This is a genomic window from Bradyrhizobium sp. CCBAU 11361, assembly GCF_028128935.1.
Classification (GTDB): Bacteria; Pseudomonadota; Alphaproteobacteria; order Rhizobiales; family Xanthobacteraceae; genus Bradyrhizobium; species Bradyrhizobium niftali.
The window spans coordinates 23,010-38,400 of record NZ_LBJZ01000152.1 but is presented as its reverse complement, the minus strand read 5'-3'; the positions used below and the strand labels follow the sequence as shown (position 1 = coordinate 38,400).

At 66.9% G+C, this 15,391-nt stretch carries 14 protein-coding genes and 1 pseudogene; 10 read left to right on the top strand and 5 right to left on the bottom strand.

The features are described 5' to 3' along the window. From XI08_RS13585 to XI08_RS13550, 8 genes and pseudogenes are all read left to right on the top strand, one after another. Positions 1-756: pseudogene (locus tag XI08_RS13585) on the top strand (amino acid deaminase); the annotation flags it as partial. 11 nt (positions 757-767) lie between these two features. Then, positions 768-1,427 (top strand): amino acid ABC transporter permease, encoded by a 660-nt coding sequence (locus XI08_RS13580; protein WP_271574767.1) that lies wholly within the window; start codon positions 768-770, stop codon positions 1,425-1,427. 10 nt (positions 1,428-1,437) lie between these two features. Then, positions 1,438-2,088, top strand: coding sequence for an amino acid ABC transporter permease (locus XI08_RS13575; protein ID WP_027543087.1), 651 nt, complete (start codon positions 1,438-1,440; stop codon positions 2,086-2,088). Beyond that, positions 2,075-2,803, top strand: a complete 729-nt coding sequence (locus XI08_RS13570) for an amino acid ABC transporter ATP-binding protein (protein WP_271574766.1) — start codon at positions 2,075-2,077, stop codon at positions 2,801-2,803. Before XI08_RS13575 ends, XI08_RS13570 begins: the two co-directional genes overlap by 14 nt. A gap of 31 nt (positions 2,804-2,834) precedes the next feature. Beyond that, positions 2,835-3,632 (top strand): transporter substrate-binding domain-containing protein, encoded by a 798-nt coding sequence (locus XI08_RS13565; RefSeq protein ID WP_271574765.1) that lies wholly within the window; start codon positions 2,835-2,837, stop codon positions 3,630-3,632. Positions 3,633-3,687: 55 nt separating this feature from the next. Continuing rightward, the gene (locus XI08_RS13560; protein WP_092183004.1) at positions 3,688-4,032 is read left to right on the top strand and encodes a RidA family protein; all 345 of its coding nucleotides are present in this window, start codon (positions 3,688-3,690) and stop codon (positions 4,030-4,032) included. A 62-nt stretch (positions 4,033-4,094) separates the two neighbouring features. Beyond that, positions 4,095-5,123 (top strand): succinylglutamate desuccinylase/aspartoacylase family protein, encoded by a 1,029-nt coding sequence (locus XI08_RS13555; protein ID WP_271574764.1) that lies wholly within the window; start codon positions 4,095-4,097, stop codon positions 5,121-5,123. Between the two features lie 41 nt (positions 5,124-5,164). After that, on the top strand, positions 5,165-6,229 hold the full coding sequence (locus XI08_RS13550; RefSeq protein WP_271574763.1) for a LacI family DNA-binding transcriptional regulator: 1,065 nt from the start codon (positions 5,165-5,167) through the stop codon (positions 6,227-6,229). 10 nt (positions 6,230-6,239) lie between these two features. Here the strand turns inward: XI08_RS13550 and XI08_RS13545 are convergent, their stop codons facing one another. Together XI08_RS13545 and XI08_RS13540 are read right to left on the bottom strand one after the other, a co-directional pair. After that, complete coding sequence (locus XI08_RS13545) at positions 6,240-6,548, bottom strand: hypothetical protein (protein ID WP_271574762.1); 309 nt, start codon at positions 6,546-6,548, stop codon at positions 6,240-6,242. 160 nt (positions 6,549-6,708) lie between these two features. Next, complete coding sequence (locus XI08_RS13540) at positions 6,709-7,731, bottom strand: NADP-dependent oxidoreductase (RefSeq protein WP_271574761.1); 1,023 nt, start codon at positions 7,729-7,731, stop codon at positions 6,709-6,711. A 136-nt stretch (positions 7,732-7,867) separates the two neighbouring features. On the opposite strand from XI08_RS13540, the gene XI08_RS13535 reads away from it, so the two are divergent. Further along, on the top strand, positions 7,868-9,997 hold the full coding sequence (locus XI08_RS13535) for a methyl-accepting chemotaxis protein (protein ID WP_271574760.1): 2,130 nt from the start codon (positions 7,868-7,870) through the stop codon (positions 9,995-9,997). 12 nt (positions 9,998-10,009) lie between these two features. On the opposite strand, the gene guaB is transcribed toward XI08_RS13535, so the two are convergent. Continuing rightward, positions 10,010-11,503, bottom strand: coding sequence for an IMP dehydrogenase (guaB, locus tag XI08_RS13530; RefSeq protein ID WP_027543095.1), 1,494 nt, complete (start codon positions 11,501-11,503; stop codon positions 10,010-10,012). 405 nt (positions 11,504-11,908) lie between these two features. Between guaB and XI08_RS13525 the strand changes: the two genes are divergently transcribed. Further along, positions 11,909-13,399, top strand: coding sequence for an MFS transporter (locus tag XI08_RS13525; protein WP_027543096.1), 1,491 nt, complete (start codon positions 11,909-11,911; stop codon positions 13,397-13,399). Positions 13,400-13,472: 73 nt separating this feature from the next. Here the strand turns inward: XI08_RS13525 and XI08_RS13520 are convergent, their stop codons facing one another. Beyond that, positions 13,473-14,162, bottom strand: a complete 690-nt coding sequence (locus tag XI08_RS13520) for an RlmE family RNA methyltransferase (protein WP_271574759.1) — start codon at positions 14,160-14,162, stop codon at positions 13,473-13,475. Position 14,163: 1 nt separating this feature from the next. Next, a complete protein-coding gene (locus XI08_RS13515) occupies positions 14,164-15,237 on the bottom strand; it encodes a Ppx/GppA phosphatase family protein (RefSeq protein ID WP_271574758.1) in 1,074 nt (357 codons plus the stop codon). Between the last annotated feature and the right edge of the window lie 154 nt (positions 15,238-15,391).

The following is a 15,391-nucleotide window of genomic DNA, read 5'->3' as shown; positions in this document are numbered from 1 at the left end:
CGCGATCGCGCCGCAATCGAGGCGACGATCGCGGCCGTGCTCGCCGCCGACCGGCTCGTGCTCGGCGGCGTCGCGACCTACGAGGGCGCCGCCGCAACATCCGATCCCGACGAGACGATGCGCGCGATCGCGGCACTGATGGAGCGCACCATCGAGACGTTTGCGCTGGTGCGCGCCGCCGCCCCGCAGCGGCCGTTGATCATGAGCGCCGGCGGCTCGGCCTATTTCGACATCGTCGCGCGCGCGCTTGCACCTAGCGCGCAGGCCGACGGCAACGCCGGCGTGGTCCTGCGCTCCGGCGCGCTGTTCTTTGCCGATCACGGCATCTACGCCCGCGCCTTCGCGGAAACGGACCGTCGCGGCGGTCTCCTCATCGATGGCACGCGCCACTCTGCGGCGGAGGGTTTCCGCCCCGCACTGACGCTCTGGGCCGAGGTGCTGTCGCGCCCCGAGACGGGCCTCGCGATCGCCGGTTTCGGCATGCGCGACGCCTCCTTCGATCAGGGACTGCCCGTTCCATTGCGCGTGTCCCGCGACGGCGTCGAGCAGCCGGGGCTCGCCGCTGCGCTGGCGGTAACGCGCCTCAACGACCAGCACGCGTTCCTGTCCGTTGCTCCTGAAAGCGCCGTTGCCGTCGGTGACATCATCGCCTTCGGCATCTCGCATCCCTGCACCTGCCTCGATCGCTGGCGCGTCATTCTCGGGCTCGACGCAGATGGTGTGGTCACGCGCGCCCTCCCCACCCAGTTCGGCTGAGAGCGCATGCGATGAACTTCCTGCCGCTCTGGCGCTATCAGAACCAGCTCATCGACGGGGCCATCGTCACGCTCGAGCTGACGGTGATCGCGGCGCTGGCCGGGCTCCTGATCGGCGTTGCCGGCGCGGTCGCGCTGAACGGCCGCATCACGCCGCTGCGCTGGCTGGTGCGCGGTTACATCGAGCTGTTCCGCAACACGCCGTCGCTGATCCAGATCTTCATCGTCTTCTTCGTGCTGCCGACCTTCGGCCTGAAGCTGCCGGCCTTCGAGGCCGCTGCCGTCGCGCTGTCGCTGTATTTCGGCGCCTATTCGGTCGAGATCATTCGCGCCGGTCTCGACTCCGTGCCGAAGAACCAGATCGAGGCCGGCCAGTGCCTCGGGCTATCCGGCTGGCAGGTGTTCCGTCACATCCTGCTGCCGCCGGCGCTGCGCAACGCCTATCCGGCCGTGACCAGCCAGTTCGTCCTCTTGCTGCTCGGCACCTCGCTCGCCTCGCAGGTCGCCGCCGACGAGCTGTTTCACGTCGCGGGATTCATCGAGAGTCGCACCTACCGCAGCTTCGAGGTCTATGCGGTGATCTGCGTGGTCTATTTCGCGATGGCGATGTCGTTCAAGGCGCTGTTCGCCATCATCGGTTTGGCGGCCTTCCGCTGGCCGCGACGGCGCTGAGGGGAAAGCGATGCGATCCTTCTCCCTCATTGATTTCGTCTCGCTGTTCGCGGCGCTGCGCTGGACCGTCGCACTCGTCGTGCTCGCGCTCGCCTTCGGCGCGCCGCTGGCACTCGGGCTCGCCATGGGCCGCGTCAGCCGCTTCGCCGGGCTGCGCTGGACGATGGCGGCATGCATCCAGGTGATCCAGAGCGTGCCGCTGCTCGGGCTGTTGTTCTTCTTCTATTTCGGCATGCCGGTGTTTTTGGGAATCCAGGTGCCGGCGCTCGTTGCCGTGACCGTCGCCTACACGCTCTACACCGCCGCCTTCCTCGGCGAGATCTGGCGCGGCGGGCTGGAAGCGGTGAAGCAGGCGCAATGGGAGGCCGGCGCCTGCCTCGGCCTCTCCGCCTGGCAGCAATTCCGCCACATCATCGCGCCGCAGGCGCTGCGGCTGTCGCTGCCGCCGACCGTCGGCTTCCTGGTGCAGCTCATCAAGGGCACCTCGCTCGCCTCGATCCTCGGCTTCGTCGAGCTCGCCCGCGCCGGCCAAGTGGTGAGCGCAGCGACGTTCCAGCCGCTGCTCACTTACGCGCTCGTCGCCGCGATCTATTTCGCGCTGTGCCTGCCGCTCACGCTCTGGTCCCGCTCCCTGGAGGCCCGCCTCGATGGCTCTCGTTGAAATCCGCGACGTGCACAAGACATTCGGCAAGGTCGAGGTGCTCAAGGGCGTCTCGCTCGACGTCGAGGAAGGCGAGATCGTCACGATCATCGGCCGCTCGGGCTCGGGCAAGTCGACGCTGCTCCGCTGCATCAACGCGCTGGAGAGCGTCGATTCCGGCGATATCCGGGTCGAGGGGCAGAAGGTCCACGCCAGGATGCCTGACCTGAAGAAATTCCGTCAGCGCGTCGGCATCGTGTTCCAGGCCTTCAACCTGTTTCCGCATCTGAAGGTCGAGCGCAATGTCACCCTCGCTCCTCTCCTCACCGGCCGCATCGAGAAGGCGAAAGCCCGCGCACTTGCCGAGGACGTGCTCACCCGCGTCGGCCTTGCCGACAAGATCGACGCCTGGCCCGAGCAGCTCTCCGGCGGCCAGCAGCAGCGCGTCGCGATCGCGCGCTGCCTCGCCATGGCGCCTCACCTCATGCTGTTCGACGAGGTGACCTCCGCGCTCGACCCCGAGCTCGTCGGCGAAGTGCTGAAGGTGATGGAGGCGATGGCGAAGCAAGGCATGACCATGATCCTGGTCACGCATGAGATGGGCTTTGCCCGCAACGTCGCCAACCGCATCGTCTTCATGCACCAGGGCCGCGTCTGGGAACAGGGGCCGCCTGCAAAACTGTTCGCCAATCCTGAAACCCCCGAGCTCGCCAGCTTCATCGCCTCAGCGAAATGATCGTCCAGCCATCCGCCACCAGGAGAGAGTCATGAGACAACTGAAATCCCTCTTTGCAATCGCAGCTACGGCACTCGCGGTGATCGCCGCGCCGAACCTCGCGCACGCCGACAAGCTCCAGGACGTGGTCGGCTCCGGCAAGCTTCGCGTCGGCATCCTGACCGACGCCGCGCCCTGGGGCTTCAAGGACGACAAGGGCGAGATCGCGGGTCTCGACGCCGATCTCGCGCGCCTGATCGCCGCCGACATGGGCGTGAAGCTCGAGCTCGTCCCGGTGACGGGCCCAGCACGCATCCCGAGCCTGCTCTCCGACAAGATCGACATGCTGATCGCAGGCCTCGGCGCCACGCCCGAACGCGCCCAGCAGGTGATGTTCTCGCAGCCCTATGCGGTGGTGAATCTCGGCGTCTACGGCGCCAAGGCGCTGCCCGCCGCCACCGGCAAGAAGCCCGACAATCTCAATGGCCGCAGCGTTGCGGTGGCGAAGGGCTCGACGCTCGACGTCTGGCTCACCGACAACGCACCCAAGGTGAAGCTGGTGCGTTTCGAGGATACCCCGGCCGCGCTCGCCGCCTTCCTCGCCGGCCAGGCCGACACCTTCGCCGAGAACAGCGCCATTGCGCTGAAGGTGCAGGACCAGAACCCGACCAAGGAGGTCGAGCTGAAATTCCTGATCCGCCAGTCGCCCGCTCACGTCGGCGTGCGCCAGGGCGAGCAGAACCTGCTCAACTGGATCAACACCGACATCTTCTTCAACAAGCTCAACGGCAAGCTCGGCGCACTTCAGCTGAAATGGTTCAAGGAAGAGCAGACGCTGCCGACGCTGTAAGTTCACAAGCGGCTCCCGCGTCGCGCGGGAGCTGCTTTCACAAGGAGACTTCGAGATGATCAAACGTTACGTCGTCGGCTCGCGCATGAGCCAGGCCGTCGCCGCCGGCGGCATGGTGCACATCGCCGGCCAGGTCGCCGACGACCGCAAGGCGGGCATCGTGTCGCAGACCCAGCAGGTGCTCGCCAAGATCGACGCGCTGCTGAAGGAGGCCGGCTCCGACCGCTCCAAGCTGATCGCGGTCAACGTCTTCCTGCCGCATATCACCGACTTCGACACCATGAACTCGGTCTACGATTCCTGGATCGATCCGGCCAATCCGCCGGCGCGCGCCTGCGTCGAAGCCCGTCTCGCCGATCCCGACCTGCGCGTCGAGATGACCGCGGTCGCCTTGCTGTAAACGCGGCGCTCTTTCTTCAACCTTCGGCCGGCGTCGGCGACGACGCGGCCCCGAGGCAAACCATGCATACCGGACTTTTCCACGAGATCGATTTCGAGAAGGACCAGAAATGGTCCGGCCATCTCGGCATTCCCTTCTCGATCGATCGCTCGCCCTACTTCCAGCTCAAGATCCCGATCTTCCGGATCAAGAACGGCGCCGGGCCCAAGCTCCTTTTGATGGCCGGCAATCACGGCGACGAATACGAGGGCGAGATCACGCTGACGCGGCTCTATCGCCGGCTGGATGCAAACGCCATCAAGGGCGAGATCACCATCCTGCCCTTCGCCAATCTTCCCGCCGTGATGGCGGCGCGCCGCCGCTCGCCGCTCGACGAGGGCAATCTCAACCGCGCCTTCCCGGGCGATGCCGCGGGCACGCCGACCTTCCGCCTCGCGCACTTCCTCGAGCACGAGCTGTTTCCGCGCCATGACGTCGTCTTCGACATCCACTCCGGCGGCACGTCGATGGCGCATGTGCCTTGCGCGCTGATCGAGCGGCAGGGGCCGCCCGAGATGTTCGGCCAGGCACTGCGCCTGATGGAAGGGTTGGGAATGCCCTTCGCCTTCGTCGCCGAGAACGGCGCCACCGCGCCGACCTCGATGGCGGCGGCCGCACGCGCCGGTGCTGTCGGGCTGTCAGGGGAGTTCGGCGGCGGCGGCACCGTCACGCCGCAAACGATGGCGCTCACCGCGCGCGCGGTCGACCGGCTGCTGCTCGCGCTCGGCATTGTCCAGGCCCCGGTGCTGGGGCCGCACGCGCCGGTCGAGCGTGCCACCGAGCTGCTGGCGCTGCAAAGCCATGCGCAAGCAGTGTTTGCGACGCGGCGCGGCTGGTTCGAGCCAGCGGTCTTGGTCGGCGCGCGCGTTGCGGCCCGCGACGTCGCCGGCTGGTATCATGATTTCGAGCGCCCCGAACTGCCGGAGGAAGTGCTGCGCTTCCCGGCCGACGGCATCGTGATCTCGCAACGCCTGCACACCGACAGCCAGAGCGGCGACTGCCTGGTCCAGGTCGGCCGCGCGCTGTCGCACGACGAGGTCGTGACGCGCTGAGCTTTGGAGTCGATACCGACTTCGATTACCCTCGGGATACGATGACCGATCCGGCAAAGCCAGGCTATGACGACGTGGTGCGCATTCCGGCGCCACCCGGCCGCGCCAGCGCGACCGGACGGCCGCCGCGCATCGCGGAGGTGGCGGAGCGCGCGGGCGTCGCGCCGATCACGGTGTCGCGGGTGCTGCGCCATCCCCAGAAGGTCAACCGCGAGACCCGCGAGCGCATCCTCGAGGTCATCGAGGCGACCGGATACGCCTCCAACCCGCATGCGCGCGCGCTACGCTCGGGCCGGTCGAACGTGGTCGTCGCCTTCGTCTCCAACATCCTCAGCCAGCAGTTCGGGCTCGCCGTGCGCAGCTTCGCCGCGACGCTCGAGCCCGAAGGCTTCGAGGTGCTGGTCGGCCAGACCTCCTACTCCTATGCCAAGGAGGTCGCGATGATCCAGTCGCTGCGCGGCCTCCGCCCCGCCGCGGTGATGTTCACCGGCGTGATCGAGCTCGAGGAGAATCGCACAGCGCTGCTGGAGCTCGGCATTCCCGTGATCGAGACCTGGGCGTTTCCGCGCGATCCCATCGACATGCTGGTCGGCCTGCCCAATGCGGATGCCGGTGCGATGGCGGCGCGCAGGCTGGCCGAGGGCGGACATCGCCGCGTCGCCTTCATCGGCCGCAGCAGCGGCCGTGGCGCGCTGCGCCGCGACGGCTTTCGCGCCGCAGCCGCACAGCTCGGCCTCGAGATCGTCCACGAGATCGGCGTCGGTGAGATCACGGGCCTCGTCGACGGCCGTGCCGCCTTCACCGCCCTGCTCGACCGCGGTGGCCGCGTCGATGCCGTGTTCTGCGCCAACGATCTGCTCGCAACCGGCGCGCTGATCGAGGCGCGCGCCCGCGGCCTGTCGGTGCCGCGCGATCTCGCCGTGCTCGGCTTCGGCGACAACGACGTCGCCGATCAGATCACGCCCGGCCTCACCACCATCTCGTTCGATGCGGCGGCCGTGGGGCGGATCGCGGGCGAACTGCTGCTGGCGCGCCTGTCCGGCACGCAGCTTGCCGAACAGCGGCTCGCCGTCGACCTGTTCCTGGTCGAGCGCGGCAGCGTTTGAGGATTGCGGCTTACGCCACGCTCTTGAGGTCCTGCTGGATCGCAGCCAGCAAGGATTCCAGCGCCGCGCTGTTCACCGGCTTCGCCTCGGCCATCTCGGGCTGGACGTTCACGGACTGAACACCGGCGGGCTGCGCAGCTTTGAGCGGACGCTTCGGGAATGGCGGCGGTGCCGGCATCGCGGGGCGGGTGACATCGCCCTCCTCCTCGGCGCGGACGAACTTGCCATGGATGACGTCGTCGCGGCGGCCCATGACGAACATGGTCGTCCAATAGCCGGCGGCGAGAAGGATTACGCTGAAAACACTGATCTCTAACATCGCAACACCCAAAATATGCGCGATGATTCAATGCCTTCGCCCGCCGGTCAATGAACCGGCGGTCACACCTGCGGCTTTTGCGGGCAGGTGTGACCATTTGGTGACTCTTTTTTAACTATCCCCACCCGGAGTGTAGCTCTGGTGCAACTAGGCCTTGCAGCTAAGCCTTATCTTGCCCGACCCGCACCAGCTGCTTGCCGAAATTGGCCCCCTTCAGGAGCCCCATGAAGGCGCCGGGCGCGCTTTCCAGGCCCTCGGTGACGAACTCCTTGTACTTGACCTTGCCGTCGCGGACCCAGCCGGACATGTCGCGCAGGAAGTCGCCATGGCGGTTGGCGAAGTCGGAGACGATGAAGCCGCGGAAGGTCAGCCGCTTGGTCAGCGTCGCGCGCATCATGCTGGCCGCCCATTTCGGCGGCTTGGCCTCGGTGTCATTGTAGTGCGCGATCAGGCCGCAGACCGGCACGCGCGCGAAGGGATTGAGCAGCGGGAACACCGCCTCGAACACGGCGCCGCCGACATTCTCGAAATAGACGTCGATGCCCTTCGGGCAGGCAAACTTCAGCTTGGCCGGAAAATCGGTTTCGCGATGATCGAGACACGCGTCAAAGCCGAGCTCCTTCACCACGTAGTCGCACTTGTCCTTGCCGCCGGCGATGCCGACCGCGCGCGCCCCCTTGATCTTGGCGATCTGGCCGACGGCCGAGCCGACCGCACCTGACGCGCCGGCGACGACGACGGTCTCGCCTTCCTGCGGCTTGCCGATGTCGAGCAGGCCCGTGTACGCGGTCATGCCGGGCATGCCGAGCACGCCGATCGAGGTCGAGATCGGACCGAGTTTGGGATCGACCTTGATCAGGCCCTTGCCGTTGGAGATCGCATGCGACTGCCAGCCGGTACGGGCTCGCACAATGTCGCCTACCGCGAAATCAGGATTGTTGGACGCCGCGACCTCGCTGACCGCCTCGCCCTCCATCACGCCGCCGATCGGCACCGGCGCGGCATAGGACGGACCGTCACTCATGCGGCCGCGCATATAGGGATCGAGCGACAGCCAGATCGTGCGCAGCAGGACTTCGCCTGCGCCGGGCGTCGGGAGCGCGAATTCCTCGATGCGGAAATCGGACGGCTTGGGTTCGCCGACGGGACGCGCGGCGAGAGCGATGCGTTTTGCTTGGGACATGGTGGCTTCCTCCTGACTACTTGTTGCAGTCATTTAGGAGGTGTGTGGGAATGAAGCAAACTCTTGGTCAATTAAGGCTTTGGTCGCGATTGCAAACTAGAATTGTGCGGCCCTCCCATGATCGAAGAGCCCTTTCGTGCCAGAGCTTTCCCTGCCGTCCGAACCTTCCTTCAAGATTGGCACGAAGGGCGGTATAAGCCTGCGCTGGCGCGTCCTGGCCGGCAATCTGATCACGAGCCTTCTCGCTGTAGCCTTCGCCGGTGCGGTCGCCTGGGGCGGATGGGGCGATCTGCGCAAGCGGGAGGCGGCCGCGCGCTCGCTGACCGCCTTCGAGCTGGTGATGAAGGCCAACAGCCTCATTCCGGCCGAACGCTCCGCCTGGTTTGCGATTACAACCCCGGCCGATCCGGCCTCGCCTGAGAAATTGTCGGCGCTCGACAAGACCATCGCCAACACAGATGCGGCCATCGGCGCGGCCAAGGCGGCCATCCGCACGGCGGAGCTGCCGACCAGATCGATTGAAGCAGCCGAACAGGCGTTGCAGCAGACACGCAGCTCCGCACGCCGGGCGGTGGTGCTGCCCAAGCCGCAGCGCCCCGCCGACAGCCAGACGGCGATCGTGGATGGACTTGCGCGCACCGTCGACGCCCTCACGGCGGCGACAAGCGAAGCCTTGATCAGCCTGTCGCACACCGGCAGCGACATCGAGAATCTCCTGCCCTCGGCGCAGTTGGCGCAGAGCGCACAAGGGATGCGCGCCATCAATGGCGCACGTGCCGCCGTGCTTGGCCTGTTCGCCCGCAATCAGCCCTTGTCGCCGGCCCAGCGCGTCGACATCACCGAGCTGACCGGTCAAGTCGCGCTGATCTGGACGCAGATCGAGCAGGGAGTCCACAATACCGGCGATGCGCCTGCGCTGGTAAGCGTCTTCAACCAGGTGCGCACGACGCTGATCACCGAAGCGGAGCCGCGGTTCCGGGAGGTAGTCGCAGCAGCACGCGAGGGCCGCCCCTGCCCGGTCAGCGAGGCCGAGTGGCCCGGCTGGATCGGTCGTGTCCTGAACAGCGTGCTCGGTCTGCGCGACGCCGCCCTGGCCTTTGCCCACGAGGCCAACGACGCGGCGATTGCACAGGCGCAGATGCGGCTGACCTGGGCGCTCGCGGCCCTGCTTGTCGTGCTCATCGCCTCGGTCGCCGTCGTGATCGCCGTGATGCGCCAGGTGATCGGTCCGCTGGTGCGGCTGACCGGAGCGACGCTGCGGCTTGCCGACGGCGAGCTCGACGTTGCAATCCCCGACGGCCATCGCAAGGACGAGATCGGCACCATGGCCAACGCGCTGCAGATCTTCAAGGACGCGCTGGTCGCGAAGAAGCTTGCCGACGAGGATGCTGCCCGTAACGCCGAAGCGCAGATCGAGCGCGGCCGCCGCGTCAACGTCATCACGCGCGATTTCGAGACCGCGATCGGCGAGATCGTCAGCACGGTGTCGTCGGCAGCGACCGAGCTTGAAGGTTCGGCCGGCACCTTGAACACCACGGCGGATCGCTCGCGGACGCTGACGACAGCCGTCGCGGCCGCGTCCGAGGAGGCATCCGCCAACGTGCAGTCGGTCGCCTCCGCGACCGAAGAACTCACATCGTCGGTCAACGAGATCAGCCGACAGGTTCAGGAATCGGCGCGCGTCGCCGGCGATGCCGTCGAGCAGGCCCGCCGTACCAACGACCGCGTCGGCGAATTGTCACAAGCGGCAAGCAGGATCGGCGACGTCATCGAGCTGATCAACTCGATCGCGGGCCAGACCAACCTGCTGGCGCTGAACGCGACCATCGAGGCCGCACGCGCCGGCGACGCCGGTCGCGGCTTCGCGGTGGTCGCCTCGGAGGTGAAGGCGCTGGCGCAGCAGACCGCGAAGGCGACCGAGGAAATCCATCAGCAGATCGGAAGCGTCCAGGCGGCAACGCAGGAATCCGTCGGCGCCATCAAGGCGATCAGCGAGACGATCGAGAGACTCTCGGAAATCTCCTCGACGATTGCCGCGGCCGTCGAGGAACAGGGCGCAGCCACGCAGGAAATCGCGCGAAACGTGCAGCAGGCGGCGCACGGCACCCAGCAGGTCTCCGCCAACATCAACGACGTCCAGCAGGGCGCCAGCGCGACCGGCTCAGCCTCGTCCCAGGTGCTGACCGCCGCGCAGTTGCTGGCCTCGGATTCGAGCCGCCTCAAGCACGAGGTCGGGAAATTTCTCGAGGCCGTCCGCGCGGCCTGAGGCCGCGCGAGACTACCCCCCGCCCGGATAGTTCGGCGCCTCGCGCGTGATGGTGACGTCGTGGACGTGGCTTTCGCGCAGGCCCGCGCCGGTGATGCGGACGAAGTTCGCCTTGTCGTGCAGCTCCTTCATGTCCTTTGCGCCGACATAGCCCATCGCAGCGCGTAGGCCCCCGGCGAGCTGATGCATGACGTTGCCGACCGGACCCTTGTAGGGCACCTGGCCCTCGATACCTTCAGGCACGAGCTTGAGCGTGTCCTTGATGTCCTGCTGGAAGTAGCGATCGGCAGAGCCCCGCGCCATCGCGCCGACCGACCCCATGCCGCGATAGGCCTTGTAGGAACGGCCCTGCCACAGGAAGACTTCGCCGGGCGTCTCGTCGGTGCCGGCGAGCAGCGAACCGACCATCGCGATGTCGGCGCCGGCGGCGAGCGCCTTGGCAAGGTCGCCGGAGAACTTGATGCCGCCGTCGGCGATGACGGGGATGTCGGACTTCTTCGCGGCCTCGACCGCATCCATGATCGCGGTGAGCTGCGGCACGCCGACGCCGGCGACGATGCGCGTGGTGCAGATCGAGCCCGGGCCGATGCCGACCTTGATGCAATCCGCGCCCGCATCGATCAGCGCCTGCGCGCCTTCAGAGGTCGCGACATTGCCGGCGACGACCTGCACCGAGTTGGAGAGACGCTTGATGCGATTCACCGCGTGCAGCACGTGGCGCGAATGGCCGTGCGCGGTATCGACCACGACGAGGTCGACGCCGGCGTCGATCAGCCGCTCGGTGCGCTCGAAGCCGGTGTCGCCGACGGTGGTGGCGGCGGCGACGCGGAGGCGCCCCTGCGCGTCCTTGCAGGCGAGCGGGTGGGCGACCGCCTTTTCCATGTCCTTCACGGTGACGAGGCCGACGCAGCGATATTGCTCGTCGACCACGAGCAATTTCTCGATGCGATGCTGGTGCAGCATCCGCCGCGCCTCGTCCTGGCTGACATTCTCGCGCACCGTGACGAGGCCTTCATGCGTCATCAGCTCGGAGACTTTTTGCCGGCGGTCGGTGGCGAACCGCACGTCGCGGTTGGTGAGGATGCCGACCAGCTTGCCCGGCGTGGACTTGCCTGCGCCGGTGACGACGGGAATGCCGGAGATGCCGTGATCGCTCATCAGCTTGAGCGCGTCGTCGAGCGTGGCCTCGGGGCTGATGGTGAGCGGGTTCACCACCATGCCAGACTCGTAGCGCTTGACCTGGCGGACCTGGGCGGCCTGCCCTTCGGGATCGAAATTGCGATGGATGACGCCGAGACCGCCTGCCTGCGCCATGGCGATCGCCATGCGGGCCTCGGTGACGGTGTCCATGGCGGAGGCCATGATCGGGATGTTGAGCGGGATGGCGCGGGTGACGCGGGAGCGGATGTCGACCTCGCCCGGCATGACGTCCGAGAGGCCTGGCTTCAACAGCACGTCGTCGAACGTAAGGGCTTCGCGGATGCCTTGAACTTGCACCGTGGCCATCTGCCAACTCCTTCCTGCGGCCCTGCCGCAAATAGCTATGGATGAGCGCCGCCCTCGGCGTACCTTGCGGCATCGCCAGAGAATCGGAGCCCATCGGTGGGGTTGACGCGGGTCGATAGCACGGCCGCGTGACGAATCAAAGCAAATCGCACCGCCGGCCAGCCATGCACAGGCTTTTTTACCTAAATTTCAGCGTCGATAGCCGGTTCAGCGTGGATAGCCAGGGGGCGGCTCCTCCTCGTCATTCCGGGGCGCGACGACGTCGCGAGCCCGGAATGACGAGGAGGGTCACACCGTTATGACCGAGGATTTAGGTGCTATGCGTCGATCCGCAATGGTCGCGGCCCGGCGGCGGTGTTAAGCCGCAATTCCACCCTTCCTTCCGATTTTCATTACCAGTCCGTCATGGTCGACAAGCAACGCGTCATTCCGCTGATCGTGGCCACCGCCCTGTTCATGGAGAACATGGACTCGACGGTGATCGCGACCTCGCTGCCGGCGATCGCGGCCGACATCGGCACCAGCCCGCTGACGCTGAAGCTCGCGATCACCTCCTATCTGCTGTCGCTCGCGGTGTTCATTCCGGCGAGCGGCTGGACCGCCGACCGCTTCGGCGCGCGCATGGTGTTCGCGATCGCCGTCGGCGTGTTCATGGTCGGCTCGGTCGGCTGCGCGCTCTCGACCTCGGTCACCGATTTCGTGTTCGCGCGCATCCTCCAGGGCATGGGCGGGGCGATGATGACGCCGGTCGGGCGTCTCGTGCTGCTGCGCTCGGTCGACAAGAGCGCGCTGGTCAATGCGATGGCCTGGGTGACGGTCCCTGCCCTCATAGGCCCCGTGATCGGCCCGCCGCTCGGCGGCTTCATCACGACCTACGCGTCCTGGCACTGGATCTTCCTGATCAACATCCCGATCGGGCTGCTCGGCATCTTCATGGCCTTGCGCTTCATCGATCCCATCAAGAGCGAGGAGCGCGAGCCGTTCGATCTCTACGGCATGGTGCTCGCCGGGATCGGACTTGCCGGCATCGCCTTCGGCCTGTCGGTGGCCGGCCTCAATCTGCTGCCCTGGAGCACGGTCGCCGCGCTGATCGCGGGCGGCGCGATCTCGATGACGCTCTATGTCATCCACGCCCGGCGCACGGGATCGCCGGTGCTGGACTTCTCGCTGCTGACCCTGCCGACGCTGCGCGCGGCCGTGCTCGGCGGCTTCCTGTTCCGGCTCGGCATCGGCGCGCTGCCGTTCCTGCTGCCGCTCCTGATGCAGATCGGCTTCGGCCTGTCGCCGTTCCATTCGGGTCTCGTCACCTTTGCCTCCTCGCTCGGCGCCATGGGCATGAAGACGCTGGCGGCGCGGATCATCCGCACCTTCGGATTCCGCAATCTGATGACGGTGAACGCGATCGTCAGCGCGGTTTTCCTCGCCGCCTGCGCGCTGTTCACGGTGACGACGCCGCTGCTCATCATCATGATCATCCTGGTCGTCGGCGGCTTCTTCCGCTCGCTCGAATTTACCGCGATCAACACCGTGGCCTATGCCGAGGTCGAGACCGCGCAGATGAGCCGCGCCACCACGCTCGTCAGCGTCAACCAGCAGCTCGCGGTCTCCGCCGGCGTCGCCGTCGGCGCAGCGTCCGTGGAGACGACGATGTGGCTCAGCCATGTCAGCGAGCTCAACGCTACCGTGTTCGCCCCGGCCTTCGTCGTGGTTGCGCTGACCTCGGCCGCGTCGAGCTGGTTCTTCTGGCAGATGCCCGCTGATGCCGGCCATGAGATCTCCGGCCGCAAGGCGACCGAGATCGCAAGCCGCAAGGGCGCCGGCAAGGGTGCAGAGAAGGCGGCCGTGAAGGCGGCGACGGAAGATACGCAGGACGTGCGGGATCAAAGGCTGGGGTAGTGAAGTCCCGTAGCCCGGATGGAGCGAAGCGCAATCCGGGACCTGTCCCGCATTACGCTTCGCTCCATGCGGGCTACAATTCCTTCGCCTCGCCGCGAAACCCCGTCGCCAGCACGTAGCGTTCGGACGAGTCCTGCCGGCTCGCGGCCGGCTTGACGTGACGCACGGTGGCGAAGTCGCGCTTGAGCTGGGCGAGCAGCTCGGCGTCGGCGCCGCTCTGGAACGTTTTTGCCAGGAAGGTCCCGCCGGGCTTGAGCACGTCGCAGGCAAACGCCGCGGCGGTCTCGATCAGGCCGACGATGCGGAGCTGGTCGGTCTTGCGGTGACCGGTGGTGTTGGCGGCCATGTCGGACATCACGACATCGGCGCCGCCCCCCAGCATCGCGGTGAGCTTTTCCGGCGCGCCGTTGTCCATGAAGTCGAGCTGCGCGAAGTCGACGCCGGCAATTTCGGGCATCTCCAGCAGGTCGATCGCAATGACCTTGCCCTTGCCGTCCACCGAGCCGACGCGCTTGGCCGCGATCTGGCTCCAGCCGCCCGGCGCAGCGCCGAGATCGACCACGGCCATGCCGTGCTTAAGCAGCCGAAACTTGTCGTCGATCTCGAGCAGCTTGAATGCCGCGCGCGAGCGATAACCCGCCGCCTTGGCCTTCGCCACATAGGGATCGTTGAGCTGCCGCTCCAGCCACAGCTTCGACGACAATTTGCGCTTGCCGCCGGTCTTGACCTGGACGTGCAAGCGGCCGGTGGTGTCCTTGGCCATCTCACCAGCTCCTGAGCGCGCCGTCCTCGCGCATCATCTCGACCAGCATGCCTTCGCGCAGGCCGCGGTCGGCGACGCGCAGGCGCGGCAGCGGAAAGGCGTGGCGGATCGCATCGAGGATGGCGCAGCCGGCCAGCACGAGATCGGCGCGCTCGACGCTGATGCAGCTGTTGTTCGCGCGCTCCTCGTAGCTCATGCCGAGCAGCTTGTTGATGGTCGCGGTGATGTCGGAATCGTTCATCCAGATGCTGTCGATGCGGCGGCGGTCGTAGCGCGCGAGATTGAGATGGATGCCGGCAAGGGTCGTCACCGTGCCGGAGGTGCCGAGCAGATGCATCTCAGTGAGATCGCCGCCGTGCTGTTCCGCGAACGGCGCAACATGATTTGCGACCTCCCGCTCCATCGCGGCGTAGATCGCCGGCGTCACGTCGCGGCCGCCGAATTGCTCGGCGAGCGTGACCACGCCGAACGGGATCGACATCCAGGCTTTTATGCGCGGCTCCGGATTTGTGGGATCGCGCTCGATCCGCACCAGCTCGGTCGAGCCGCCGCCGATGTCGAACAGGATCGCACCCCTGCCCCTGGGATCGACCAGCGGCGAGCAGCCGAGCACGGCGAGCGAAGCCTCGGTCTCGCGGTCGATCACCTCGAGCTCGATGCCGGTCTCGGCCGCGACGCGGCTGCGAAAACCCTCCGCGTTCGAGGCCGCGCGGCAGGCTTCGGTCGCGATCAGCCGCAGCCGCCGCGCTCTCCGCAAGTTGATCTTGTCGCGGCAGATGCTGAGCGCCGCGATGGCGCGCTCGATCGCGGCCTCGCTGATGGACCCCGTCGCCGAGACCCCCTCGCCGAGCCGGATGATCCGGGAGAAGGAATCGACCACGCGAAAGCCATCGCTGGTCGGACAGGCGATCAGGAGCCGGCAATTGTTGGTTCCGAGGTCCAGCGCCGCATAGACGCCGGTTCCCGGCGCTTGCGCGGCGACGGCCGGCTCAGTGGCCAATGCCACCGCCGCCATCGACCCCTCGAGCTCACCGTGCGGCCCATGGCCGTCGCGGAGCCGCGTGTGGTCATTCATACAAACTGTCTTTCCGCGGCCCGCTGGGGCCGAGCTGGAATTGCTTTTTCGCCTGAAACATTAGCAGCGCGGCAGGCCTGCGCAACAACGCATCACATGGGACCATGCCCATTCGTGCGTTGTCGTGAACGGGACCGTGGGCTATTTTTGAAGG

What these genes read in the sequence shown, in the direction of transcription:
- XI08_RS13580 (WP_271574767.1), top strand. Translation starts at nt 768, where the DNA reads ATGAACTTCCTGCCGCTCTGGCGCTATCAGAACCAGCTCATCGACGGG.
- XI08_RS13575 (WP_027543087.1), top strand. Translation starts at nt 1,438, where the DNA reads ATGCGATCCTTCTCCCTCATTGATTTCGTCTCGCTGTTCGCGGCGCTG.
- XI08_RS13570 (WP_271574766.1), top strand. Translation starts at nt 2,075, where the DNA reads ATGGCTCTCGTTGAAATCCGCGACGTGCACAAGACATTCGGCAAGGTC.
- XI08_RS13565 (WP_271574765.1), top strand. Translation starts at nt 2,835, where the DNA reads ATGAGACAACTGAAATCCCTCTTTGCAATCGCAGCTACGGCACTCGCG.
- XI08_RS13560 (WP_092183004.1), top strand. Translation starts at nt 3,688, where the DNA reads ATGATCAAACGTTACGTCGTCGGCTCGCGCATGAGCCAGGCCGTCGCC.
- XI08_RS13555 (WP_271574764.1), top strand. Translation starts at nt 4,095, where the DNA reads ATGCATACCGGACTTTTCCACGAGATCGATTTCGAGAAGGACCAGAAA.
- XI08_RS13550 (WP_271574763.1), top strand. Translation starts at nt 5,165, where the DNA reads ATGACCGATCCGGCAAAGCCAGGCTATGACGACGTGGTGCGCATTCCG.
- XI08_RS13545 (WP_271574762.1), bottom strand. Translation starts at nt 6,548, where the DNA reads ATGTTAGAGATCAGTGTTTTCAGCGTAATCCTTCTCGCCGCCGGCTAT.
- XI08_RS13540 (WP_271574761.1), bottom strand. Translation starts at nt 7,731, where the DNA reads ATGTCCCAAGCAAAACGCATCGCTCTCGCCGCGCGTCCCGTCGGCGAA.
- guaB (WP_027543095.1), bottom strand. Translation starts at nt 11,503, where the DNA reads ATGGCCACGGTGCAAGTTCAAGGCATCCGCGAAGCCCTTACGTTCGAC.
- XI08_RS13525 (WP_027543096.1), top strand. Translation starts at nt 11,909, where the DNA reads ATGGTCGACAAGCAACGCGTCATTCCGCTGATCGTGGCCACCGCCCTG.
- XI08_RS13520 (WP_271574759.1), bottom strand. Translation starts at nt 14,162, where the DNA reads ATGGCCAAGGACACCACCGGCCGCTTGCACGTCCAGGTCAAGACCGGC.
- XI08_RS13515 (WP_271574758.1), bottom strand. Translation starts at nt 15,237, where the DNA reads ATGAATGACCACACGCGGCTCCGCGACGGCCATGGGCCGCACGGTGAG.